This window comes from Rhizobium etli 8C-3, assembly GCF_001908375.1.
Taxonomy (GTDB): domain Bacteria; phylum Pseudomonadota; class Alphaproteobacteria; order Rhizobiales; family Rhizobiaceae; genus Rhizobium; species Rhizobium etli_B.
This window is the reverse complement of sequence record NZ_CP017244.1, coordinates 1,035,509-1,059,994: the sequence shown is the minus strand read 5'-3', so window position 1 is coordinate 1,059,994 and position 24,486 is coordinate 1,035,509. Positions and strand designations below refer to the sequence as shown.

Here is a 24,486-nt window from a genome sequence, read left to right as displayed (position 1 = left end):
GCCCATGTCGCCTTCCGACCAAGTGCGCATCGCGGCCAGCTTTGATTCATCTCAAAGTCGAGGATCAGTCTTCCCTGTAAGCTGCCTCGCATGAAACCAACAACGGTGGGAGGACAGCCATGCGCGTCAGCACCATTATGACTTCGGCGGTTATTACGATCCAATCGACGGCGACGGTCGCTGAGGCAGCAAATCTGATGTTGGCCAATCGCATCAGCGGACTGCCGATCGTCGAGCCGCAAGGCATGCTCGTCGGCCTCATCAGCGAAAGCGATCTTCTGCGGCGCAGCGAGCTCGACACCGAGCGCCAGCGTTCATGGTGGCTATCGCTTTTGGCAAGCCCGGGAAAGGTTGCCGAGGAATATGTCCGGGCGCATGGACGGAAGGTCAAGGAGGTCATGTCTGCGCCGGTGATGACTGTGTCGCCCTACGCCACGCTTGGAGAAGCGGCCGATCTGATGGAAAGGTCGAAGGTGAAACGCCTGCCAGTGGTGACGAATGGGCGACTTGTCGGCATCGTCACACGCTCGGATTTTCTGAAGCCGCTGGTTCGCGAACCGCCGGTAGAAGCGGGTCAACCGCTATCCGACGCAGCCATCGCAGCGGCGATTGCCGAAGAGCTGGCGGCTCAATCCTGGTCCAAAAATGGCCTCATCCGTGCCAACGTCAAGAATGGCGTCGTGACGCTCAGCGGATCGGTACTGGACGAGCGTGAGCGCGGTGCGGCGATCGTGGCAGCCGAAAATGTCCTGGGCGTTAAAATGGTTCGCGATCAGCTTGCTTGGATTGATCCGAGCTTTGGGATTGTCGTACAGGCACCGTAGGGTCTTTTGAGTTTGCACGCCGTCTGGCTTTCAGCGGATATTGGCAAGGTTGGTTGAACCGCGCGCACTGCAATCCTATTCTCTGATAGGACAAAAGCCAGGTCGATCGGCGCTTTGAAGCAGGCGAATGGCTGAAGCCGCTTGATGAAAGGACATTCCGTGCGGTTGCTGTTTGCTGCCTTTGGCTTTGGTTTCGTTGCAATCGGGGTTGTTGGTCTCTTCGTGCCGCTGCTTCCGACAACACCGTTTCTGATCGTTGCCGCTGCTCTATTCTCCCGCTCTTCGCCGCGCTTCGAGCGCTGGCTGCTTGACCATCCGCGCTTGGGCGAACCACTGCGGAATTGGCGCCGCCAAGGGGCAATCCGGCGACGTCATAAGCTTGTCGCCTGTATCTCGATGGTTTGCAGCTTTGTCATTCTGCTGGTGTTTTTCAGACCTTCAACAATTGCGGTTGTTGGCGCTGGAGTTCTGATGGCGGCTGCCGCGATCTATGTCGCATCCAGGCCTGAACCGCGATACTGAAAATCCACCCACGACTGTCACGCGGCCCTTTGCTTAGAACGCCCCGGCGTGAATTTCGTCCAAAGCACGGCCGAGGTCGTCGATCGGCGAATTGCCCGCCATTTTCTTTCCCTCGAGCTCCTTCGGCATTTTCCATCCCGGATCAATCCCTTCCATATTGGGAAGCTCGTGTGCGATGCCTTTGTGGCAATCGATGCAGGTCGCTTTGCCAGACAAGAGATAACGGGTGTGGATATCGGCAGCGCGTTGCGCCTGCTTCTGCAGATCCATCGCCGTCGATGAATGGCAGTTGCGGCACTCGAGGCTGTCATTGGCTTTCAGGCGTGCCCATTCATGTTGAGCCAGCTCGAGGCGTTTTTCCAGAAACTTTGGCCGAGTGTTGATCGTCCCGAAGATCTTGCCCCATACCTCCTTGGACGCCTGCATCTTACGGGCGATCTTGTCTGTCCATTGATGCGGCACGTGGCAATCCGGACAGGATGCGCGAACGCCGGAACGGTTGGAGAAATGAATGGTGCGGGTCAGTTCCTGATAAACATTGTCACGCATCTCGTGACAGGAGGTGCAGAACGTTTCTGTGTTGGTAAGCTCCAGCGCCGTATTGAACGCGCCCCAGAAGATGACCCCGCCGATGAAACCTCCAAGCGTCAGGAAGCCGAGACTGAGGGTTGCGGCGGGCGTGCTCAACATCCGCCAGGCCCAAAGAACGATTTTCTTGATCCGGCCTATCATCTGATTACTCACTTCCGGCCGGTTTAAAGCCCAATTCGCTCATGTCCTTGAAGAGATTGGGCACGAGGGGGCCGGTATCGGCCTGTGGCACGTGGCAGGCGGTGCAGAAGTATCGCCTCGGTGAAACGTCCGCGAGCATCTGACTGTCGCGGGTCATGTAATGGGTTACGCTGATCATCGGAGCGCCGGAATCCTGCGTGAACTCGCGCTTGTGGCACGACAGGCACCGGTTGGCGTTCACCGACAGTTCGTAGCCTTCGATCGAGTGCGGGATGACCGGCGGCTGGTCCGGGTAAGCGCGCATCTTGCGCTGGTCATCGACGACCCATTTCGGTAACGGTTCGGCGGCGCCGCTTTCCATCGAGGGCGTCGGCCCCTCGAGTTGCGGCACCATCTGCTGAACCACCTGAGCGATTGCTGTCGTCGTGACAAACAGCACAAGCCCTGCTGCGAGCAGCAGCCATTTTTGCCGTCCTCTCACAAGACGACGGGAACGATCTTGACTGCGCATTTCTTGAAATCCGTCTGTTTGGAGATGGGATCGGTGGCGTCGAGCGTAACCTTGTTGATGAGTTGGCTGGCGTCGAACCACGGTACGAAAATGACGCCCGGGGGCATGCGGTTACGACCGCGGGTTTCGATGCGCGAGCGGATTTCGCCGCGCCGGGAGACGATCCTGACTTCGGCGCCCTGATTGATGCCGCGCTTGCGGGCATCGTCCGCATTCATGAAACAGCGAGCGCCGGGGAATGCCTTATACAGTTCCGGCACGCGCATGGTCATCGAGCCGGAGTGCCAATGCTCGAGCACCCTGCCCGTCACCAGCCAGAAATCATACTCATCGTCGGGAGATTCGGCCGGCGGCTCGTACGGCACGGTGAGAATCACGGCCTTGCCATCCGGCCGCCCATAAAAACGCACGCCCTCGCCAGGCTTCACATAAGGATCGTAACCCTCCCGGTAGCGCCACTTGGTTTCCTGTCCGTTGACCACGGGCCAACGCAACCCACGTTCCTGGTGATATCGGTCGTAAGGAGCCAGATCGTGGCCGTGTCCACGTCCGAATGAGGCATATTCTTCGAACAATCCCTTCTGGATGTAGAAGCCGAACTCCCGGGCTTCGTTATTTTCGTAGTTCGGGTCGATCTCGCTCAGCGGGAAGCGGTCGACCTGGCCGTTTTTGAACAGGACGTCGAAAAGGGTCTTGCCGCGATAGTCGGGGTGCTTGTCCAGAGTCTCTTTCGGCCAAACCTCGTCGGTGGTAAAGCGCTTCGCAAACTCCGTTATCTGCCAGAGATCGGACCGCGCCTCTCCGGGAGCCTGCACGAGTTGGTGCCAGACATGCGTCCTGCGCTCGGCGTTGCCGTATGCCCCTTCCTTTTCGACCCACATGGCTGCGGGCAAGATGAGATCGGCACTCATTGCCGTGATTGTCGGATAGGCATCGGAAACGACGATGAAGTTATCGGGATTGCGGTAACCCTGGTAGGTCTCATTCTTGGTATTGGGCGCTGCCTGGACATTGTTATTGACCTGCACCCAATAGAAATTGAGCTTGCCGTCTTTGAGCATGCGGTCCTGCTGCACGGCGTGATAGCCTGGCTTGTCGGGAAGCAGGCCTTCGGGGAGCTTCCACAGCTCTTCGGCGTGATGCCGATGCTCGGGGTTGGTAACCACCATGTCGGCGGGCAGGCGGTGCGCGAAGGTGCCGACCTCTCGCGCCGTGCCGCAGGCTGACGGCTGGCCGGTCAACGAAAAGGGGCTGTTTCCCGGCTCCGAAATTTTTCCAGTCAGCAGATGCAGGTTATAGACCATCTGATTGGCCCATACCCCACGGACATGCTGGTTAAAGCCCATGGTCCAGAGCGACATGACCTTCCGGTTGGGATCCGCATAGAGTTCGGCGAGCTGCTCGAGGAAACCGGGATCGACCCCTGTCAATTCAGCGGTCTTGTCGAGCGTGTAATCTGAGACGAACTTCTTGAACGCCTCGAAATCAATCGGCTCCATTTTGGCTGGATCACCGGCATTCAGCGCCTTGAGTTCCAGCGGATCCTCAGGGCGTAGGCCGTAGCCGATGTTATCCACGCCCTTCATGAAGATCGTGTGGTTGCGGACGAATTCCTCGTTGACCTTGCCGCTCGTGATAATGTGGTTGGCGATGTAGTTGAGGATGGCAAGATCGGTGCCGGGCGTGAAGATGATCGGAATGTCGGCAAGGTCCATGCTCCGATGCGTGAATGTCGAAAGTACGGCCACGCGGACATGTGGTTGGCCTAGGCGGCGATCGGCGACGCGCGTCCACAGGATCGGATGCATCTCAGCCATGTTCGAGCCCCAGAGCACGAAGGCATCGGCGTTTTCGAAATCATCGTAGCACCCCATCGGCTCGTCCATGCCGAAGGTGCGCATGAAGGCGTAGGCTGCCGATGCCATGCAGTGTCGGGCATTCGGATCGAGATTGTTTGAGCGGAAGCCGGCCCGCATCAGCTTCGTGGCCGCATAGCCCTCGAAGATCGTCCATTGGCCGGAGCCGAACATGCCGACCGCCGTTGGCCCTTTCTCCTTCAGCACCCTTTTGCACTGCTCGGCCATCACGTCGAAGGCCTCGTCCCAGCTGACGGGCTCGAACTCGCCGTCCTTGGCGTAGACGCTTTCGCGTTTGCGCAGCAGCGGTGTTTTCAACCGGTCCTCGCCGTACATGATCTTCGACAGGAAGTAGCCCTTGATGCAGTTCAGGCCACGGTTGACCTCCGCCTGCGTGTCGCCATGCGTGGCAACCACCTGCCCCCCCTTGACGCCGACCATGACGCCGCAGCCCGTTCCGCAGAAACGGCAGGGAGCCTTAGACCATTTTATCTCCAGCGCGCTCACGCCGCCGGGCACCGGCTGAGCAGCAGCAGGAAGCACAATGCCGGCTGCGGCCGCGGCAATGCCGGCGGCCTGGGCCTTGAGAATGTCACGCCGCGTCAATTCTCCCGTCATCGCTCTGCATCTCCTCCATCTCGACATGCTCGAAAACCATGTTCGCCGCGATCACCCCGTCCAGAAGCGAGATTCGCGACAGGCATTCTCCAAGCATTCCTGTACTTGTTCCCTCGATGACGACGACGATCTTGCCGCCAGCATGACCATGGATTTCGACGTTTTCCATCCCTGTCAGCGCAGCAAGCACACCCTCGGTGCGAGCCGGTATCGTGGCGATTACGGCGCTTGAAATATGATAGGGCAATACCGGCTCAGACATTTGCGGCCTCCCCGTCACGTGCCTGAAGAGCGATAGCGCCGACGGGGCAGACCTGCAGGCACGCGCCGCAACCGCTGCACATCCCTGCCTTCAGCTCCGGAAGAAACGGGCCGCCGATGCGCGGACGGAAACGGATGGCTTGCTCGGGACAGCTTTCGCCGCAGGCCTGGCAGGCGATATCTTTCCTCGCCAGACAGCCATCGGTGACGACCGCCATATGGGCAAAGCGCTTTGCAGCCTCCGGCTGGAAAACGGGTTCCGGACAGGCGGTCTTGCACGCGCCGCAAAAGGTGCATTCGCCAAATTCGAAATCGATGGAAGGCAAACCGTCGAGCAGACAGATTATGCCGGTGGGACATCGCTCGGCGCACAGCCCGCACCCGGTGCAGGCTTCAAGACTTTCAGTGGAGGCGCCAGGCGGTGGGATGCGAGTTTGCCGGGACACCGGCGAGCCCGCGAGAAACTTCCTCCGTGAGAGAGGTTCCATTTGCATGGCAATCTCAATGCCCGGGCGGGCCGGGCGGCCCGAATACGATCTGGAACATCCAGACGAGGAAGCCGTAGCCGCCAACAACGGCGACTGCGAGCAGCGGCCAAATGCCGAACGCCAGGACAAGGAACGTCAGAAACTCGTTACGCCGCCGGGAACGAGGGTCGATCGAAAGGGGTCGGTTGGGAGACGAGTCTGACAGAACGAACCTCCTCAATTGCAGTCAAGCCATCAATACGAGCAGAAAATCAAAACCCATTGGGGCTTTGTCATCTAGATTTCACCGTCCGGTAGCGAAAGCGGGCCGTTTTCGATCCCTGGAAGGAACTAGAGGATTGGACGTGCATTTCCAGAGATCGCACATACGAAAATGGACGCGATTGAGGTCGCTCTTGGAAGGTTTGCCAGGATGAGTCTTGAAGGACACTCGACAGCGCCCGGTGCAAACGTCCATGAGGACCATTGCTGCGACCATGAAGATGCAAGCGGGATCCGTTGCTCGCAATGGGGCTGTTATGGCTTCGAGGAGGCTACCGGCGCCACACGATGGTTCTGCCGCAGGCATCAGCCGCTTGTCTACCGCGGACTGCCTGCCCATGGCAGTATACATGTCCTTGTCGGAAGTTAAGCCCGGCTTGGTTGCCGGCGCCCATACGGTCGTGGAACCTTCTGTCAGCTCAAACGAAAGTGGGCTTCGATTGCAGCAGCAATGAATGCTTGCCGGGCTTTGGTCTCGTCATCGCCGCCATTGAGAGCGTCGTCACAAACCTTCTCAGCTTTCCGGTACTGGCTCCCGTGATAAGCCGGCCAGAAACGATCCAGCATCACCTTGGCTTGCCTAACGGTCCTGACCGTTCGCATATTACCCGTCTCCGGATCCTCAAGAGTGATCGGAGTATCCCAAGCAGCCTGTTTCATGACGCAGCACCTCCCGAACTGGGAACGGATTTCACGTCAGCACTGTTCCCCGGCCTGCCCACTTCCGGCTGGTTTGGTTAAGAGGGTGTTTCGCCTTTACTCGGCAGGCCCTGAAGGTGCGATCGGACGCCACCGGCGACGGATTGATCAAGTGCTCGTCAGCGGCGGCCAGGCGAGATCGCAGACGTTACAATCCGGTCAAGTTGCGGCGCTTCAAGCGGCACGGAGCCGAATTCGATCTTTGCAAGGATCAATGGAGGATCGGGCTCGGCAGGGCGCAGGAGATCGCCTTGGGGCCAGGCACGGCGCAGTTCCTCCTTGGACATCGCTGCGACGTTCACGTCGATGTCGGTCAGCGTGCCCGGCACGCGATAAGGACAACGCCGTTTTGAACAGTTGCTGGCGGAAGAAAACTGCCACAGAAAATAGTTTTGCCAGTTGCCGAGCGGGAAGACCTTGCGGATGTCCGGCTTGTAACGCGCATACCACAGGGGCAGCCTAGCCAGTACGCTGTAGTCTCGGCGATATGCGGCAATATAGCGTGCCGTATCGTGGTTGGTATAAAGGATGGGATAGCGTCCGGTTCTGGCCCTGATGTGCCCTACAAAGATCTGCGCATCCTCGAGCGACATGAACCGATCGGGGTCGATTCCCTCGATGTCGAGGATCATCAGATCGTCCGTACCCGGCGTTGCATAGTCCAGGAAGTGATTGGCCTGGTCGATCGGATTGCCCGGCCGACCGACATGGTAGGCACCCCAGAGTAAGTCGTTCTGTCGGGCAATCATCCGGCGGCTCGTATAGAGCTCCCGGCTTACCGCGTATTTCCGCCACATCGTTTTGCAATGCGCAAACGTGTCTCCGCGGTGTTCTCCCTTGCAGTGGAAGCTCTCAGGCAGACCATCGGATGCCTTGGAAATAAAGGCCGCAACGCGCTCGTCCTTGAGCAAGGCCTGCCAATCGATCGCATTCATTTCATAGGCGTCGACGACCAGCGCAGTGTTTGGACTCTTCCAGGGCGACACATCCGCCGCAAACAGAGACCTTGCTTCAACGATGAATGCAAGCAGACATAGGCAGGAGAGAATCGATGTTCGGAGCCCCTTCATCGATCCAGGGTAGAATATCCCAAGTTTATAATATGTTAAGAATAAGATGGCCTGAACACGCGTCCCAATGATTGAGCGCCATGGCCATGGCGCTCAAGGTGGCCGACCCGTTCACCGGCCAAGCGATTGGAACAAGGTCTGTCGCCCGAGATCCGCGTCGATCATATGTGCCAATCGGTTGTGGCGGACTGGGAGCTGGCCGTGACCGGGGCGTCATCGAGCGAATAGGCATGGATGTAGTCTATCTTCATCTGTGCTCCATCGGCGAACCCGGCACCCGGTGTCCCAGCCGTGCCGCCGACGGCCAGGTTTACCAGCATGTACATTGGATCATGCATGTCGGCCGGCGTATCGGCACGGGCAATGGCGACATCGTCGAAATACCAGACGATCTGATCTTCGTCCCACAAGACCCCATAGGTGTGGAAGCCATCGGTGCTCGGAACCTTGACCGGCGTCAAGACCGAGGTGCGCGAGCCAGTCTCGTTGCTGTGGACTGTCACGTTGACCGTGTTCGGATCCTGTCCCCGCATTTCGACGACGTCGAGTTCCGGCGGCCATGAGCCATCTTCAGGCAGCAGCCAGAAAGCCGGCCAGGCACCCTGCTCGGTCGGCATATCAGCGCGCATTTCGAAGTAGCCGTAGGTCTGGGCGAAGGAGGAGTGGGTGTTCAAGAGGCCCGACGTATAATCATAGCCGTTGATCTGCGATTGGATCGCTTCGGAGGCCGGCGCCGCTGTGATGGTCAGTACCCCATTCTGGACGGAGAAGGGATTGACGGCCGAGGTCGCAGCATAGGACGGGTTGATGTACCACTGGAGTTCGCCATTGCCGGAGAGAGTGCTGCCCTTTTCGGGCGCCCACCAGAATTTGGCATCCCAGACACCCTGGTCGCCGTTGCGCAGCGACAGGCTGTTGAATTCATCGGCAAATGTAAGCGTGAGTGCGGACCGGTCGAGCGTCAGCTGGAACTGATTCGCACTGAGGTCGGCGACGGTTTTATTCGCAAAAACGATACTTTCTCCGCCACCGAGATCGAGCCGCAGGTTTGCGCCCTCCTGTGTGAGGTGGTTTACCACCTGATCGAAGCTCGACAGCCCGTAGCTGTTCAATCGGACGGTATCGTCGACAGCGAAATCGACGATAAGGTCGCTGCCGTTGCCGCGCGTGAAGATGAATGTGTCGGATCCGCCGGCTCCGATAAGGACATCGTTGCCCGCGCGACCATCTATCGTCTGACTGCCGGATCCACCGGTGATGATATTGTCGGCCGCATTGCCAAATGCGTAGCGGCCGCTACCGGTGACGGTCAGGTTTTCGAAGTTTTCAGGAAGCGTATAGCTCATCCAGGTGCTGATGGTATCGACCCCGGCGTTCGGGGCCTCCACCGCGCGGTTGATGCTGGAATAGAGGTAATAGATGTCATCACCCGTTCCGCCCTGCATGGTGACGTTTACGGAGGCGTCGCCCCAGATCGAATCGTTGCCGCTCGTCCCATTCAACACAGGGCCTGAACCTTTGGCCGAAAACCAGGCGCTCGATGCACCGCTATAAAAAAGTGATTTACCAACGGCGTTCGTAACCGAGCTTGCCATACATGATTCTCCTTCGTTTTCTGCCTTGCGATAGTAGACGACGATTTAGGCGGTTTTGACACCTTTCGATTGGTTTTAGCTTCAACCTCCACGGAAAGCCTGCAACAGACCTAATGGAAATATCGCCGTCCGTTTGCGGCTGTGCCATCATCTGGCGTTCGAACCATAATGATCCATAATGACACCGCCAAGACTTGCGCTTGCCCTCGCCAATGCCTCGGGCACCCGCCAAAACTACTCAGTCCTCCCGGAACGCGCGTGCCACCTGGTCGGTCAGAGGCTTCGTCAGATAGGCAAGAGCAGTACGCGCACCTGTTTGCACGAATGCTTCCACTGGCATGCCGGGGACGGGCACAAGACTACCCAATCGGCTCCATTCGCTCTGATCAACCGAAATCCGGACCGCATAGTAGGTCGAGCCGCTCTCACGATCCGTCGTCAGATCAGCGGCAATCTGCTGCACGATGCCGTTGATTTCGGGCGTATTCCTTTGGTTAAAGGCAGAAAATCTCAACCTGACCTCTTGGCCGATGGATAGCTGATCGATGTCTTGAGGTAAGACGCGGACTTCGGGCGTCAGCGTATCGCGGGCGGGCACGATCTGCATGATCGGCTCACCGGGCGGAACGACGGCGCCGGCGGAGTGGACCATAAGCTGATGGACGACACCTGTCTGAGGCGCCCGGATGTCAACGCGCCGTAATTCGTCTCTTGCGGCGACCATTCGTTCGGAGAATTCAGCGATGTCGCTCTGGGTCTTGCGCAGTTCGTCCGATACTTCGCTGCGGTGATCGTCATCGATCTGAATGATCTGCAATTCCGTCTCGGTCACCTTACCGTTCGTCTGCGCAACGCTTGCCACGAGGCTGCCGAGTTCGCCCTTCAGGCGCGCGGACTCGCGTTCAAGGGCATAGAGGCGGTTGACGGGCACGATACCTTGGTCGAACAGTCGCCTGACGCTCGCAAGCTCCTTGTCGATCAGCGCCATTTCCGCTTTCTTGCCGGTCTGCTGGGCAACCAGTCCCTCCGCTTCCTGCCGCAATTGCTGGATGCGTTGGCGCAACTGGGCCTTTCTGCTGGCTCGCGATGTCCGGCGATCTTCGAACAATCTGCGCTCGCCTTCGATAATGCCGCCATCTCCAGCTTCGACCGCCTGCTGCAACAGGTTCTGGGGAAACCCGATCTCCCCAACGCCGTCCCGTTCGGCGCCCAGCCTGGCAGAGGTTGCCGACAGTTCGTTCAGTCGCCGCGAGATGATTGCGAGGTTTGCCCGCAATTGCGTATCGTCCAGATGCACGAGGATCTGCCCGGCCTCAACCAGCCCGCCGTTTTTGACGAAGATCTGCCCGACAGTACCCCCCTTTTGATGCTGAACGGGCTTCACATAGCTGTCGACGACAAGCGTGCCGTTCGCAATCACCGCGCCGGAGAGGTAGGTCGTGGCTCCAAGGCCTCCAACCACACCGATCAGAAGCAGGACCATCGCCAGCGCGATTGTCGTAAGGCGGCCGATTGCAGCTTCGGAAATGGGAGCTCGCTTGTCGATCAACTGTCGCCTCCCGCGATAACCGTCAGCGTGCTACTGCGCGGAGCCGTCGTAACCGTTGTCTTATTGAGAACCTCGTCCTTCGCCCCGAAGGCCTGAAGCTGTCCATTGGCGAGTACCAGAACGAGATTGGTTGCCGCCAATGCACTTGGTCGGTGAGCAATTACGATGGCAATGCCCTTTCGTGCCCGGACGCCTGCGATTGCCTGAGCGAGCGCTGCCTCGCCATCGCTGTCGAGGTTTGAGTTCGGCTCATCCAGGACGACAAGGAAAGGATCGCCATAAAGCGCGCGCGCCAGGCCGATCCGCTGACGCTGCCCGGCCGAAAGCATCGATCCGTTTTCGCCGATCTGGGTATCGAAGCCATCGGCAAGCTGCACGATCATCTCGTAGACACCCGCAGCTCTCGCAGCTGCGATGACTTTCTCGGACGGGGCATCCGTGTCGAAACGAGCGATATTTTCGGCAATTGAGCCCTCAAAGAGCGACACTTCCTGCGGGAGATAGCCGATCGACCGGCCAAGCGATGACGGGTCCCACTGATCAAGGGACGCCTTGTCGAGACGCACCGCGCCGCCGACTGGTCTCCAAAGGCCGACAAGTGCGCGGGCAAGCGAGGATTTTCCCGATGCGCTCGGCCCGATGACGCCGACAGCGTCTCCGGCCTGCGCCCTGAAGGAGATCGCCCGCAGCACCATCGTGCGGTTACCAGGAACGGCAAGGTGGAGCGCTTCCACGGACAGGTTCGCGGTCGGCGCAGGCAGGTCGACATGCCGCTTCTCGCCCGGCAGCAGTTCCAGATAGGTCGTCAGTCTGCTCCAGCTTTGCCGGGCGGCGACAAAGGCCTTCCATTGTCCGATAGCAAGCTCCACAGGTGCCAGCGCCCTTGAGACGAGGATGGAACTTGCGATCATGATGCCGGGCGTGGCCTCTTGCCTGACGACCAAGATCGCGCCGACGGCCAGAACGCCGGATTGCAGCATCAACCGAAGGACTTTTGAGATCGACATCAGACTGGTCGTCACAGTCGTCGCCGAGATATGATTCGCAAGATACTGGTTGTTGACGTCGCTCCATTTGGCGGCAAGCAACGACCCGAACCCCATGGCCAACACGGCCTCGCAATTGCGCCGTGTCGCTTCGGCAAGATTCAGCCGCCGCGCGGCAAGCTCAGCGGCGATCTTTGCCGGTTTGCGGGATTTGTACTCGGCGAGTGCTGTAAGGCCTATCAACATCACCGCACCGGCAAGCGCCGTGACCCCGATCCAGACGTGAAAGAAAAAGCACAGACCGATGTAAAAGAGCATCCACGGCATATCGAACAGCGCCGTTGGCCCGGGACCTGAGAGAAAACCGCGCACGGTATCAAGATCGCGGATCGACTGGAGACCGTCGCCCGGCATTCGCATCCGTGAGGGCAACAGGATCAGGGAGTTGTAGACGTCGCCTCCCAAACGCTCGTCGACAGCGCCTCCGGCCCGCATCAAAAGCATCGAGCGGATAAAGTCGAGCAATCCCTGGAAGATGAAGAGCGTTGCTGCAATGATCGCAAGCCCGGCAAGTGTCGGCAGGCTTCGACCCGGAATCACCCGATCATAGATCTGCAGCATGAAGAAGGAGCCGGTGAGCGCCAATATGTTGACAATGCAGCTCGTTGCTCCGACACCCAGAAAAGCGCGCTTGAGGGAAAATAGCACCGCCACAAGGAAAGCCCGTGATGGGCCGGATTTTTCATTCGCCATGCAGCGCTCCGCGGTTGTATCACCGACACGAAGCGGGAGCCGTTCGTGCAGGCCATTTCAACATTAGATTCTCAGTTCGACTTTATTGATATCATCCCATGGGGTCGGCGTGTTCCCGTTAAAAAGTTTCTTTCGGTCTAAATTAAGGACCGCTTTACACCGGACGCATGTGAACGGCCGATGTGCCGGAAAGGGACGAGGCCGCGCATGTCTTGCCGACGAAATCATCCTCCAATATGTCAGCCTTGGCGTTCGACAAAAGCAAGCCCGCCCTGCAAATCCTGCTGTGGATAAGAGAGATTGCCGACGAAATTTGGCCCTGTTGGCACCCTACGGGCTGGAGTTGGCAACGTTTTGTTAACCATGCCGACCTACCAATGGGGCGCTGCTTTTCCGCGATAGCAAGGCAGCATGTCGCGTGGCGGGCTTTGCAGCTTCAGGCATGTGGCGCTTGGGCTGGATATCTTCTCCAAGGAGTTTGCAAATGCAGCTTATCGCTTTACCGGATACGTTCAACCTGATCGGCAACGAAGCGCTTATCGTCATGAAGGCCGACGACATGCATCAAGCAGTCTGTGTGACGAAAGATGCGCTTGCTGATGTTCAGGCTGCGCCTGACCCACGGTGGCTGCCGCAGGATCTGAGCGTACTCGAACTTATCGCGAGCCGGAAATTCGATCATGGCGAGATCGCCTTCGATGGCCGCATCTGGATCACGGCGAAGGATGTCCAGAACTGGCACAAAATGACGCGGCATTGAATTTAGCCGACCGCGACGGGTTGCGAGTGAGCGGCAAGGAACTGTCGCATCTTCGTATTATCCCAGCTCTAAGTTTAGAATGGCTCCAAAACCAGGGGGCCGTTCAAATGGGAAGTGCTTTTGAAGTTGCGGGGATCCTTCGGTTGCTGAAGTCGGTGCGACTTTCTCGACCGAAACTTCGAAGAACGGCTGGTTCGGCATGCCGGACAACTGCACTGTCGATTCGGCCAGCCGCCTTTGGGTCGCAACGGACGGCAATAGCAACAAGGCCACCGGCCGCACTGACGGCCTTTGGGCTGTCGACACCGATGGTGACGCCCACGCCGCCTCTCGCCTGTTCTTCCGCGTCCCGGTCGGGGCCGAACTCAGTGGTCCGCTTTTTGCCCCGGATGACGAAACCGCTTTCGTCGCCGTGCAACATCCCGGCGACGGCGGTGCTGACTGGGCCGGCCATGGCCGTCCATCCTGTTACGAAGATCGTCCATCAGATGGCCGGACTTCAAGGATGACATGCCAGAGCGCCCGTCTGTACTTGCCGTGACCAAGATCGGCGGCGGCAAGATTGGCGTCTGAGACGATACCTTGTTAGCCGGGACGAATGCCTCGTCCCGCCTATTGTTATTCGCAGCAATACAATCCTGTTTGCATCCATGCGCCTCCGCGTCACAAAAACTTCATGCGCCTCTGCGAAAGCTTCAAACGACGTCGGCAATCCTCCTTTAAGAATTCTCCATGACATTCTCCTCAGCCTCAACGCGCTTGTCACCGGCGGCCTCGCAACGCCTGATGCTTCTCGCAAATACGGCCCTGATAGCGGGGCAAACCGCCCGCGCCTCGCTAAAGCGGCGGCTCGTGAGCGAGATCGTGTCGAAGGCACCGCGTGACTACCAGACGGAAATCGACGTTTCGGTCGAGCGAATCATCGTCGATGAGGTGGCGAAAGCCTTTCCGACTTACTCGATCAAAGGAGAGGAGGCCGTCGGCAATCGTGACGCCGGGGCAAGCACGCCTGTCATCTATATCGACCCGATCGACGGCACGACAAACTACGCTTGGGGTATCCCGCATTTCGGCATGACGATTTCGATCGTCGAAGCTGGCCGCATCGTGGCTGGCGTCGTCTATGATGCGATGCAGGATGAACTGTTCAGCGCGGAGGCCGGAGGCGGCGCTTATCTGAACGGCGAGCCGATCCGCTGCATCGAGAACGGCGAAATCGAAAACGTCCTGATCGGCGCTGGACTGCCGGTTCCAGGACAAGTGAAAGCCGTCAGCGAGGAAACCTATTTCACCGCGCTCAAGCGGCTGATGGGAAATACCGCAGGTGTGCGGCGGATGGGCTCAGCAGCACTTTCGATTGCCTATGTGGCATGCGGACGGCTGGACGGCTTCTTCGAAGACGGCCTTTCGCTGCATGATTATGGCGCGTCGGTCCTTCTGGTCGAAGAGGCTGGCGGGCAGGTTTCGGCCTTTTCGGGCGGGCCGGTTACGGCAAACGGCGATATTCTCGCCGCAAACAGCGCGATCCATCCGTGGCTTGTCCAGGGGTTTAACTGAGCTCGGCTTACAGGTGTTTGACCAGAAGCGTTTCCAGCCCGACCGGATCGTCGGTCGTGATTTGATCCGCTTTGAGCGCAAGAAGCCGTCGAACTTTCGGCAAGACTTCGGGAACGGCTGCCGTGATGGTATAGGCATCGACGCGGCGGCCAGCACGATGGAAGGCACCAATGAGGTCATAGCCTGCAGCGTCGGCGAAGAGCACCAGCTCGTAATAGAGATAGAACATTCGCGCGCGCGGCGATGCCTTCAGCGCTCTTTCCACGAAACCTGCGAAGTCGCGGCTTTCGATCAAGCGCTCAATCGCTCCGTCGTGACAAGGATCATAGCCGACCGGCATGTCGGGTACTGAGAGGGAAAGCCTTTCGATGGCTCCAGCATCGCCCCCAGACAGGACGACAGACCGTGCGACCGGCGATATTGCTGCGGCAAAGGCGGCGATATCGATGTCGCGTATATTCGTCGACGCCTCCTTGAGATCCAGCTGCAGGACGGCATTTTCATCGTATTCGCCTGCAAGAAGAAGCTGACCGAGATCGTCGATCAGCATCACAGGGTGATCTGTCGGAATGCCGTCATCATCGCGAAGCTGCAAGCCACGCAGATGTTCCTGCGAAGCATCCAGGACACGGCCCGTGCCCGTCGTGGCTCGATCAAGTGTTTCATCGTGAAGAACTGCAAAACCTGCGCCGCAAAAGCGAATGAGATCTATCTCGACGCTGGCGCCAAGCAACATGCCTTCGGCAATCCGCCGGCGCGTGAACGAGATGTCGCCGGCGAAGCGATGACCACGATGCCATTTCAGCCATGTCCTGTGCTCACCTGTCTCGATGGCAATCCCCCTGCGGTCAGACATGTCCGAGCATCCGATCGGTTTGCGGTTCGCCGGCGCAGTCCGACCGATGGACGAGCTTGTTGTCACGAAAGGCGAAGTAAGCGGTGACTACAGGTTCCACAAGAAAGCCCATTTTCCAATCGACATCCGGTGACGTCATGGCCTTGAGCCGCGTGCCGTCCGCAAGGTCGACATCGATGATCCTGTGGGTGCCGAAATCGATGCTGCGATGCACGATGCCGGCGCCTGGCTTCTTGGACGGGCTGAGCACAAGCGCTTCCGGACGGAAGGCGACTACGAGATCGCCATCTTCGACAGGAACTGCAAGCGAAAAGTCTGGATGTTTGCTGATCCCGTTGCGGATCTTCAGGCGAACGAAATTCATGGAGCCGATGAAACCTGCCACGAATTCGGTCTTCGGTTCGCGGTAAATAAGGTCCGGCGGGCCGATCTGTTCGGTGCCGCCATCCCGCATGACGACGATCCGGTCGGCAAGCGTTAGAGCCTCGTCCTGCCCGTGAGTGACAAACAGGGTCGTGATGCCGAGGCGCTGCTGGATGTCGCGCACCTCCTCCCGCAGACGCTCGCGCAAATGCTGGTCGAGACTGGCAAAGGGCTCGTCGAGCAGCAAGATCTTCGGCTCGAGCACGAGCGAGCGCGCCAGCGCCACACGCTGCTGCTGCCCGCCCGAAAGTTCAGTCGTCATCCGCTTTGCATAGTTGGAAAGGCCGACTAGTGCGAGCGCGCCTTCAACGCGCTCCCTGATCTCGGGTTTTGCCAGCCTGCGTATCTTCAACCCGAATGCAATATTGTTGAAAACGTCCATATGGGTCCACAGCGCATGGCTTTGAAACACCATCCCTGTCGGGCGCTTCTCCGGCGCAACGGTCGTAACATCCTTGGAGTCGATGAGAATTGCGCCTGCACTCGGTCGTTCGAAGCCGCCGATCATGCGAAGAAGCGTCGACTTGCCGGAGCCCGATGGTCCGAGCAGGCAGACGAGCTCGCCATCATCGACATCGAGCGAGAAATCGCGCACCGCGAACGAAGCGCCGAAGGCCTTCGAAACCCCTTTGATCGTCAAGCGTGCCATTTCAAACCTTTCGTTGGGTCATGCCCGATCCGCGCGTCACGCGCCCAAGCCGCGGGCAAAGGCGCCCGTTCCAACGACACGGCGGGCAAACATCAGTGCGATGAAGGACGGCACCCACAACATGAGCGAGAGGACGGCGCCATACTGCACGACGATCTGATTGTTGATGAAGGTGATCATCAAAACCGGCATGGTTCGGACCTCAGGAGCACCGATCAGCCAAGCTCCTTCCGTTTCGTAAAAGGTTCCGACAAAGGTGAGCAGAAGCGCAGCCGCGATTGTCGGCGCGGCCTGCGGAAGGGTGATCGACCAGAATACCCGCAGTGGTGCCGCACCCGCATCCCGGGCCGCTTCCTCCATGGCCCGGTCAACGTTTTGAAACGCTGCGACGGGGATCCAGATCATCAGCATAAGGGTACCGACAAGCTGGATCAGGACGACACCCCAGAACGTGCTGATCAGCCCAAGCTGCAGGAAGATGCCGGCGATCGCAACAAGCAGTCCGAACTTCGGGAAGGCGTGCGAAGCAAGAAAGGAGAGAAACAGGATGTTCCTGCCCGGAAAGGTCATGCGCGCAAATGCGTAAGCTGCCGGCAGGCAGATGACAGCCGACAGCAGCGTCACGGTCGCCGTCAGCCGAAGGCTGAGGAAAAGCGATTCCCAGACATCGGAGCGCGACAGCGTCTGCGACCAAAAGCGCAGCCCGAACTGCTGCGGAATGACTGAGGGATAGCGCCATACCTCGGTAAAGGCCCAGGTTCCGACAACAATCAGCGGAAGCGCGATGAACAGGGTCAGCAGCGCCGCAAACAAGATGCCAACCCAATCGATTCTTGCCGCACGCGCATCTGTACCAATGCTCATCGGCAGCCCCGGTTTTTCGCGATCGATCGAACATAGAAGATTCCGAACCCCAGGCAGAAGCCGAAGGTGATCACCGCCTGCGTCAGCGCATTCAGCGGGTCGTTGAGGTCGGAGAAGGTGCGTTGCATGAACGGACCCATCATTTCGGGCGAAGCTGGGCCAAGCACATAAGGCAGCGTGAAGGACGAAAAGATGCCGAGGATGGCGAAGGAGGTGGTGACAAGAAACGAATTGCCCATGCGCGGCAGGATGATCGAAATGAAGACCCGCAGCGGAGAGGCACCGACATCACGCGCAGCTTCGATCGAACTTTTCGGGATACTGCCCAATCCGGCCGCCAGCATCAGCACGGTGAGCGGAAGATTGTCCCAGACAAGGCCAATCACCGGCCCCCAGGGCGTCAGATATGGCGAAGGCAGCTTTGGCAGGCCGGTCGCGTTCAGAAGGATGTCGATCGTGCCGTTCGGACCAATCGTGCGGATAAGAGCATAAGAGAGGATGATCGACGGGACGAACATCGGAAAGATTGCCAGGCCCTGGACATAAGCTGCCAGCCGTCCCTGCGAAAAGCGCAGATAGAGTGCGATCGGCAGTCCCGTGGCGAGAAGCAGCACGCCGCAAACCAGCGTCGTCCAGAGCGTAAGCCAAAGATTGGCGAGGCTGTAGGTATCGCTGAAGAAAAAGCGGTAGGAGGCAAGCGAAAAGACAGTAGCGCCGTCCGGTTGGTGCACGAAGACCGTTCCGACGACAGCGGCGATGATCGGGTAGACGATCAGCCAGGCCAGCAGAAGCACCGGCAGGGCGACGAGAAGAAGCCCTGCCGAAGCGCTCCTGGCGGCTGGTGCGCGCCAGCGCGCCAGCGATGGTAGCGCAAAATCCTTGCCCATTAGATACGGTCAATGCCTGGCGCGACGCTGCGGTACCAGCCGTCGTTGATGGCAGGCTCCCAATCGCCACTCGGAAAAGTGGGGATGGTTGCCGGGACGACATCGGCATATTTCTGGCGCAGTTCATCGGAGATATGGTCCCAGGAGATGCCTGGAAAACCGCCGATCTCGGTGATGATCGCCTCTTGCATCTCCTTTGTGAGCACGAAGGCGGCCAGCTTCAGGGCCGCCTCCTTGTGCGCGCCGATCGAAAATACCGTCATGCGCGAGAAATTGCCGCAAAGGGCAAGGTCGCCGAGCTGAACGACACCGGTCGTTTCGGGCAAGACGCCTTGCGAGATCGCCTGCAGGACCTGGTCCGACCATACCGGCGTCATGGTGACGACGCCCTGCGCCAGAAGCTGGATCGACTGCGTGTTGCCAGCCGTATAGGCGCCTTTTTCATAGAGCGACGGCGCAAGGTCGTTGAGGATCGCCCAGGCAGGCGTCAGGGTCTGGGTGGCGTAATCGGCCGAGAAGTTGTCGATCGTGAATTTCTTCGGATCGCGGCCGTTTGCCTCGTGAATGGCGCGGCGGACGAAATTGCCGCCTGAACCGCCCTTGTCGGGACGATTGTAGATGAACTGGCCCGGATTGGCCTTGATCCACGATACCAGCTGTTCCCAGGTTTTCGGCGCATCCTTTGGATCGAGCTTGGACTTGTCGTAGGCGAGAAGAACCTGCGAGCCGCGGTAGGGAAGTGAATATTGGCTGTCGACGCTCAGTGGATTGACGCGGTCGAAGCCTTCGATGTTCTCTGCAGAGAACTTGACCCAAAGACCGGCGTCGATCCCACCCGTGGGCAGGCGCGGATCGAAGGTCTCGAATATGTCTGCCTGCGGATCGGTCTTAGTCTGTAGAGCCGCCAGGGCTCGATCGGCAATGGCGCGCAAGCCGGTATTGTCGCCGGCGTCAGTGACCTTCAAGGCAACGTCCGGATGGGCCTTTTCGAAAGCCGGACGGACGATGTTGTTCCAGAAGTCGACGATATTGGCGTCGGAGCCGCTGTAGAGATCGATCGTCGTCGTTGCTGCGGCGGCAAGACGCGGCGCGGCCAACAGAGCTGCAGCTGCCGACGATGTGACAAGAAACTCGCGTCTATTCATGACCCTCTCCATTCGTTCACAGCCGCACCGCGCGTGGCTGATGGAGCTAGCTAACGCTGACGCGTGACATCGAGATGACAAACTAGGCCCGACGAGAGTTTTTTGCACAGCCGTGCATTCTCATCTTCGAAAACGGCATCGACGCAAGGGTGGCCGGTTCGCACATTCTTGAATGCGGCTGATGACCAACGGCGGCTGTGTGGCCATCTTTTCGCCGTCGCAGTTACATTAGATTGTAATCAATCGCGGCTAGATTGTTTTCATCATCAGGAGGCAACTATGCGCGATATGACCATATCAGAGATGCTGAGCGATCCGCTGATCCGGCAGCTTTTGCGCGCCGACAGGGTATCGCTTGATTTTTTCGCGACATTGCTTCGCGAAGCTGCAGCGCGGGTCCACGCACAGGCAATGAAGGACGTGAGCACGGCCGCGCGGTCTAATGACAGCGAGGCTTCAGCACAGCCGCACGGGACGGTCTTGCAAGCAGAAGCAGTATAGAAAGTGCGGGTTTTGATCTTCGCCGCCCAGGTGATTGCTGTGTACGAGTATGCGATTCTTAGCGCTCGAGAGCGCCGTTATGAGCGCGCGCCAGCTGGCGTTTGCTAGACTGCAATATCGCCTACAACTTCAAGAGGAAGCGAAGATGCAAGGGGGCGCTAGCGCGTAGCGCCCCAGAGGTAGGCAACCGCCGCGACTATGCCGACGGCAGTCAGCGGCCTTGCCCTGACATGCTCTTCGATTTCATAAACAAGGGTTCTCGCCTGAACTTTCGCGACCCGCGCCGTATCGGAGGCAAGATCTGTTGCGGCTCCTGACAGGCGGCTCACTTCTGATCGCAGGGGCCTGATCTCGCCGCCGCTGGCCTCGCTCCTTTTTCGATGTGCAGCGAGAGCTTCATCCACCAAGGGAGATCTTTCGTCGGGACTTTCCAGGTCCCGCTGCCGCTGCACGCGCTCGGCCGCCTCGGCGTCCACTCTTCCAGATGGTGCCGTAGTGTGGGTGAGGGAAACGGGGTCCGAAGCTGGAAAGGTGTCCTCGAGTCCCTTCTCGAGTTCGCCCTTTCGCGATCGCTTGCGCTGCTCGGCCTGCTCCTGCTTCATGGACTGAACTGCTGGGGATTCGTCTGGATTTGGCATTTTGAGTTCCTCCTTCTTGATCGCACTAATCCCGTAGGTGACAGGAAGTTCCGGATTTGCGTTGCAACCGCCGCAAACCGGTATGTCAAACTCGAAGCTCATCGCGGCGAGTATCCTGCTGCAAGGTCGACACTCATTTTTCGTGACCGCGACAATTGCGCCCGGTGGCTTCGACGACAGGCGGGCATGCGTTGGGAATGATTTACAGTGGCAGGTGAAGGCCGCGTTAAATCATGGGGATGCATGGAAATCTTGAGACGCCGTCTGCGCCCGGAAGTTTCCTGGAACTTTAAGGTTCGACCGGTGTTCCTTGCACGGATCTCGGCGATCCCAAAAAGGAACATAACAATGCATGCCTTCATCCTAGCCGCTACCGCCCTCGGCGCATCCGCCTCTTCCGTGCTAGCCCAGGCAACCCTTGCCCCCTCCCCGACCGGCAACACGCCTGCAATCGCAACGCCAGGCTCCAAGAACCCGACTGCCCCCGTCGCAGGTGCCAACAGCTTCACCGAAGCCCAGGCAAGAGATCGCATCGAAAATGCGGGCTACACGGAGGTTAAGGACTTAAAGCTCAATGACAAAGGCGTCTGGATGGCCTCGGGGATGAAGGACGGCAAAGCCGTTTCGATCGCTCTCGACTATCAGGGCAACATTGTCGCCGACTAGCGAACCTGAAACATTGCATCAGACCTCATCCGAACCGTTCGATGACTACTTCAAAACTGCAAGCTGACGCACCGCCATGTCTCTGTCAGACAGTAGTACGACATCTGCCAACATGCTGTCCTCATAGATCTTCAATCGACGCTTTAGGCAATAGGCCATAAGTTATTGATATAAACGCAAGTGCGGTCCGAAAGAACTTTGCCTGAGTGACAATAGGGACCGACGGCTTTCACAAGCTTTCAGCCTATTCGTAGTCTGGCGATCCAACTCCACGAGCCGGTCTGCTACGGCGGTCGGCTGATCTAGACCTGTCAGCAGATCAGTTCCCACGCAGTTTATGGGTGATGAAGACGGCTATGCCGCCGATCCCCACGACGATGACACCCCATAAAATCCAGAGATTTTGATTGACCATGAAACTTGAGGAAGGATAGGGGAAGAGCCCGCTGCCTTGACCGATCCAGAGCAGTCCGAGCAGGATCAAGCTCGCGCCGAATGCATAACCGAATTTCCGTCTCATGTTCATCCCTTCCGTACACTCCGGTTGCCGGCCATGGTGACGACCGGTGTCACAGCCGCAAATTTCGACAGTATCCACAAATCATGCGCCACCCGGGGGTCAAACTTCGATGCCGGCATCACTTCCGATGATTTCCTCAAAGCGTCTCGGCAGAGCGTCGCCCGATGTTGCCGATGAGGCCAATACGACTTCCCAGCATGCATCTGCTTCTTTGAGACGGCAAACACTCAATATCTGTGGCTGGCTGCAGGCGACCGATTCCGGCACCAGGGCGATGCCGAGCCCGTGTCCGACCAGTTCCATCAGAGTAGCAAGATCACTCACCTCAAATGCGATCTTGCGATCGATATTCGCCGCCAAAAACAAATCATCGATGATTTTGCGCGTTCCTAAATCCTGCTCGAATTCGACAAAGGCATGAGCTGCAATCTCAGCAAGCGAAACGACCTGGCTTGAGGCAAGTGAATGGGCCTTGTTGCAGACGACAACCAGTTCTTCGCAGGCGATGGTGACGGTTGCGATATCGGCTGGTGGTTCAAACATCGGCAGGAAAGCAAGGTCAAGCTTGCCATTCCTGACCTTCTCCAGGAGATGGACCGCCCCGCCCTGTATCAGCCGCACATCGATATGCGGATGACGCTTATGAAAACGTGCAAGTAGAAACGGCAGATCGACAAACGCCGGCAGTCCGTGAACGGTTCCGAGGTTCAGCTTTCCCGATTTCGCCTGGGCAACAGCGCTTACCGCTTCGCGTGCGTCCTTCGCGGCATCAAGGACAATCTCGGCTTTTTCGAGCAGCGCTCTGCCGGCGGCCGTCAGCCGCACCTTGCGAGTCGTGCGAACGAAAAGCTTGGCATTCAGCTCTTGTTCTAGCGCCCGGACTGAACTTGAAAGAGCAGACTGAACAATGTTCAACCGTTGCGCGGCTTTTGTGAAATGCTCGGCTTTTGCCGCAGCAACAAAATACTGGAGCTGGCGTAGTTCCACGGGAGCCTCATTTTTCACATCTATTGATCAATCTCATCTAAATCTTCCGTTTGAAAGATGGAAGCGCCTGTCGCATTCTCTCGTGGCGTTTTCGGCATTGCTTCTACCTCATGTGATCAACCCATCTGTTCATGACGGTCTTGTCGACGCTGTCCCTTCCGACAGCTGCGAAAGAAAAGAATCGTTGGCTGCGGATACCGCCGCCACCGGTGTCGATGACGCGAGACGGTGGCCGCCCTTGGTGTCGCGGCTTTGTTGGATCAGGAGGTTAACATGGATTATCGCAAACTCGGCCAGAGCGGCACAATCGTGACCGCCTATTGTCTCGGCACGATGACCTTTGGCGCGGAGGCGGACGAAGCGGCCTCCCACAAGCTGCTCGACGACTATTTCGCCTGGGGCGGCAATTTCATCGATACCGCCGACGTTTATAGCGCTGGCAGTTCCGAAGAAATCATCGGCCGCTGGCTGAAAACGCGGCCGAGCGAGGCAAGGCAAGCCGTGATCGCGACCAAAGGCCGCTTCCCGATGGGTCCGGGTCCAAATGATATCGGTCTCTCACGCAAACATCTCAACCAAGCGCTCAACGACTCTCTGCGTCGCTTGGGCATCGAGCATATCGATCTTTACCAGATGCATGCATGGGACGCGCTGACGCCGATCGAGGAGACCCTACGCTTCCTCGATGACGCCGTCTCAGCGGGCAAGATCGGCTATTACGGGTTTTCCAACTATGTCGGCTGGCACATCGCCAAGGCATGCGAAATTGCCAAGGCGCGCGGCTACACACGGCCGGTGACGCTTCAGCCGCAATACAATTTGCTGATGCGCGATATCGAGCTAGAGATCGTCGCCGCCTGCCAGGATGCTGGCCTGGGGCTGCTTCCTTGGTCACCACTTGGCGGCGGCTGGCTGACTGGCAAGTACAAGCGTGATCAGCTGCCGACCGGCGCAACCCGTCTTGGCGAAAATCCAGCGCGCGGCGGCGAAGCCTTCGAAGCCCGCAATGCGCAGGAGCGCACCTGGGCAGTTATCAGGGTGGTGGAGGAGATCGCCATTGCCCGCGGCGTCAGCATGGCGCAAGTGGCCCTTGCCTGGACGGCGGCGCGCCCGGCAGTGACCTCGGTCATTCTCGGTGCGCGAAATCCTGAGCAGCTCGCCGACAATCTCAACGCCGCCAGCCTTGCGCTTTCACATGAGGAGACCACCAGGCTTGACGAAGTCAGCGCGCCGACGCCTGGACAATATCCCTATGGTGAGCATGGCATCAACCAGCGCCACCGCAAGATGGAAGGCGGACGCTGACGC

Annotated in this window: 26 protein-coding genes and 1 pseudogene; 8 read left to right on the top strand and 19 right to left on the bottom strand. The window is 58.6% G+C overall.

Features of this window, described 5'->3' with window-relative positions; translation table 11 throughout:
- Positions 1-119: 119 nt before the first annotated feature.
- Positions 120-824 (top strand): CBS domain-containing protein, encoded by a 705-nt coding sequence (locus AM571_RS29930; protein ID WP_074064600.1) that lies wholly within the window; start codon positions 120-122, stop codon positions 822-824.
- Between the two features lie 144 nt (positions 825-968).
- Entirely contained in the window at positions 969-1,346 is a 378-nt protein-coding gene (locus AM571_RS29925; protein WP_074064599.1) for a YbaN family protein, read from the top strand.
- A gap of 33 nt (positions 1,347-1,379) precedes the next feature.
- Here AM571_RS29925 and AM571_RS29920 read toward each other — a convergent pair whose 3' ends face one another.
- The 11 genes from AM571_RS29920 to AM571_RS29865 all read right to left on the bottom strand — a co-directional run bounded on the left by AM571_RS29920 (position 1,380) and on the right by AM571_RS29865 (position 12,725).
- On the bottom strand, positions 1,380-2,075 hold the full coding sequence (locus AM571_RS29920) for a cytochrome c3 family protein (protein ID WP_074065661.1): 696 nt from the start codon (positions 2,073-2,075) through the stop codon (positions 1,380-1,382).
- 7 nt (positions 2,076-2,082) lie between these two features.
- On the bottom strand, positions 2,083-2,589 hold the full coding sequence (locus AM571_RS29915) for a nitrate reductase cytochrome c-type subunit (RefSeq protein ID WP_074064598.1): 507 nt from the start codon (positions 2,587-2,589) through the stop codon (positions 2,083-2,085).
- Positions 2,556-5,063 (bottom strand): periplasmic nitrate reductase subunit alpha, encoded by a 2,508-nt coding sequence (gene napA, locus AM571_RS29910; protein WP_074064597.1) that lies wholly within the window; start codon positions 5,061-5,063, stop codon positions 2,556-2,558. Before napA ends, AM571_RS29915 begins: the two co-directional genes overlap by 34 nt.
- The gene (locus AM571_RS29905; RefSeq protein WP_074064596.1) at positions 5,038-5,325 is read right to left on the bottom strand and encodes a chaperone NapD; all 288 of its coding nucleotides are present in this window, start codon (positions 5,323-5,325) and stop codon (positions 5,038-5,040) included. Before AM571_RS29905 ends, napA begins: the two co-directional genes overlap by 26 nt.
- Entirely contained in the window at positions 5,318-5,818 is a 501-nt protein-coding gene (gene napF / locus AM571_RS29900) for a ferredoxin-type protein NapF (protein WP_074064595.1), read from the bottom strand. Before napF ends, AM571_RS29905 begins: the two co-directional genes overlap by 8 nt.
- Before the next feature lie 7 nt (positions 5,819-5,825).
- On the bottom strand, positions 5,826-5,984 hold the full coding sequence (gene napE, locus AM571_RS29895) for a periplasmic nitrate reductase, NapE protein (RefSeq protein WP_155774585.1): 159 nt from the start codon (positions 5,982-5,984) through the stop codon (positions 5,826-5,828).
- A 503-nt stretch (positions 5,985-6,487) separates the two neighbouring features.
- Positions 6,488-6,733 (bottom strand): DUF982 domain-containing protein, encoded by a 246-nt coding sequence (locus AM571_RS29885; RefSeq protein ID WP_074064593.1) that lies wholly within the window; start codon positions 6,731-6,733, stop codon positions 6,488-6,490.
- Between the two features lie 158 nt (positions 6,734-6,891).
- On the bottom strand, positions 6,892-7,842 hold the full coding sequence (locus tag AM571_RS29880; protein WP_074064592.1) for a glycoside hydrolase family 25 protein: 951 nt from the start codon (positions 7,840-7,842) through the stop codon (positions 6,892-6,894).
- 161 nt (positions 7,843-8,003) lie between these two features.
- Positions 8,004-9,437 carry a family 16 glycosylhydrolase gene (locus tag AM571_RS29875; RefSeq protein WP_074064591.1) on the bottom strand — a complete coding sequence of 478 codons (1,434 nt, stop codon included), beginning with the start codon at positions 9,435-9,437 and terminating at the stop codon, positions 8,004-8,006.
- A gap of 238 nt (positions 9,438-9,675) precedes the next feature.
- Positions 9,676-10,986: an HlyD family type I secretion periplasmic adaptor subunit gene (locus tag AM571_RS29870; protein ID WP_074064590.1), complete on the bottom strand. Its 1,311-nt coding sequence runs from the start codon at positions 10,984-10,986 to the stop codon at positions 9,676-9,678.
- Positions 10,983-12,725, bottom strand: coding sequence for a type I secretion system permease/ATPase (locus AM571_RS29865; RefSeq protein ID WP_074064589.1), 1,743 nt, complete (start codon positions 12,723-12,725; stop codon positions 10,983-10,985). Before AM571_RS29865 ends, AM571_RS29870 begins: the two co-directional genes overlap by 4 nt.
- 484 nt (positions 12,726-13,209) lie before the next feature.
- On the opposite strand from AM571_RS29865, the gene AM571_RS29860 reads away from it, so the two are divergent.
- The 3 genes and pseudogenes from AM571_RS29860 to AM571_RS29850 all read left to right on the top strand — a co-directional run bounded on the left by AM571_RS29860 (position 13,210) and on the right by AM571_RS29850 (position 15,042).
- Positions 13,210-13,485 carry a hypothetical protein gene (locus tag AM571_RS29860; RefSeq protein WP_074064588.1) on the top strand — a complete coding sequence of 92 codons (276 nt, stop codon included), beginning with the start codon at positions 13,210-13,212 and terminating at the stop codon, positions 13,483-13,485.
- A 105-nt stretch (positions 13,486-13,590) separates the two neighbouring features.
- Positions 13,591-14,058, top strand: a pseudogene (locus AM571_RS29855) (alkaline phosphatase PhoX); the annotation flags it as partial.
- Between the two features lie 159 nt (positions 14,059-14,217).
- On the top strand, positions 14,218-15,042 hold the full coding sequence (locus tag AM571_RS29850; RefSeq protein ID WP_074064587.1) for an inositol monophosphatase family protein: 825 nt from the start codon (positions 14,218-14,220) through the stop codon (positions 15,040-15,042).
- A 7-nt stretch (positions 15,043-15,049) separates the two neighbouring features.
- Here AM571_RS29850 and AM571_RS29845 read toward each other — a convergent pair whose 3' ends face one another.
- Genes AM571_RS29845 through AM571_RS29825 form a run of 5 tightly spaced genes read right to left on the bottom strand, consistent with a single transcriptional unit; the run spans position 15,050 to position 19,866 of the window.
- Entirely contained in the window at positions 15,050-15,898 is an 849-nt protein-coding gene (locus AM571_RS29845; protein ID WP_074064586.1) for a glycerophosphodiester phosphodiesterase, read from the bottom strand.
- On the bottom strand, positions 15,891-16,970 hold the full coding sequence (locus AM571_RS29840) for an ABC transporter ATP-binding protein (RefSeq protein WP_074064585.1): 1,080 nt from the start codon (positions 16,968-16,970) through the stop codon (positions 15,891-15,893). The genes AM571_RS29845 and AM571_RS29840 overlap by 8 nt, the downstream gene beginning before the upstream one ends.
- 36 nt (positions 16,971-17,006) lie before the next feature.
- A complete protein-coding gene (locus tag AM571_RS29835; RefSeq protein WP_074064584.1) occupies positions 17,007-17,834 on the bottom strand; it encodes an ABC transporter permease in 828 nt (275 codons plus the stop codon).
- Positions 17,831-18,721, bottom strand: coding sequence for an ABC transporter permease (locus AM571_RS29830; RefSeq protein ID WP_074064583.1), 891 nt, complete (start codon positions 18,719-18,721; stop codon positions 17,831-17,833). Before AM571_RS29830 ends, AM571_RS29835 begins: the two co-directional genes overlap by 4 nt.
- On the bottom strand, positions 18,721-19,866 hold the full coding sequence (locus AM571_RS29825; protein WP_074064582.1) for an extracellular solute-binding protein: 1,146 nt from the start codon (positions 19,864-19,866) through the stop codon (positions 18,721-18,723). Before AM571_RS29825 ends, AM571_RS29830 begins: the two co-directional genes overlap by 1 nt.
- 279 nt (positions 19,867-20,145) lie before the next feature.
- Between AM571_RS29825 and AM571_RS29820 the strand changes: the two genes are divergently transcribed.
- Positions 20,146-20,367 carry a hypothetical protein gene (locus AM571_RS29820; protein ID WP_074064581.1) on the top strand — a complete coding sequence of 74 codons (222 nt, stop codon included), beginning with the start codon at positions 20,146-20,148 and terminating at the stop codon, positions 20,365-20,367.
- Positions 20,368-20,525: 158 nt separating this feature from the next.
- Here AM571_RS29820 and AM571_RS29815 read toward each other — a convergent pair whose 3' ends face one another.
- Complete coding sequence (locus AM571_RS29815) at positions 20,526-21,005, bottom strand: hypothetical protein (RefSeq protein WP_074065659.1); 480 nt, start codon at positions 21,003-21,005, stop codon at positions 20,526-20,528.
- 348 nt (positions 21,006-21,353) lie between these two features.
- Between AM571_RS29815 and AM571_RS29810 the strand changes: the two genes are divergently transcribed.
- Positions 21,354-21,671 (top strand): hypothetical protein, encoded by a 318-nt coding sequence (locus AM571_RS29810; protein WP_074064580.1) that lies wholly within the window; start codon positions 21,354-21,356, stop codon positions 21,669-21,671.
- Between the two features lie 319 nt (positions 21,672-21,990).
- Here the strand turns inward: AM571_RS29810 and AM571_RS29805 are convergent, their stop codons facing one another.
- Both AM571_RS29805 and AM571_RS29800 read right to left on the bottom strand, forming a co-directional pair.
- Complete coding sequence (locus AM571_RS29805; RefSeq protein ID WP_074065658.1) at positions 21,991-22,191, bottom strand: hypothetical protein; 201 nt, start codon at positions 22,189-22,191, stop codon at positions 21,991-21,993.
- Positions 22,192-22,290: 99 nt separating this feature from the next.
- Positions 22,291-23,178 (bottom strand): LysR family transcriptional regulator, encoded by an 888-nt coding sequence (locus AM571_RS29800; protein WP_074064579.1) that lies wholly within the window; start codon positions 23,176-23,178, stop codon positions 22,291-22,293.
- Positions 23,179-23,451: 273 nt separating this feature from the next.
- On the opposite strand from AM571_RS29800, the gene AM571_RS29795 reads away from it, so the two are divergent.
- Positions 23,452-24,483 (top strand): aldo/keto reductase, encoded by a 1,032-nt coding sequence (locus tag AM571_RS29795; RefSeq protein WP_074064578.1) that lies wholly within the window; start codon positions 23,452-23,454, stop codon positions 24,481-24,483.
- The last annotated feature ends 3 nt before the right edge of the window (positions 24,484-24,486 follow it).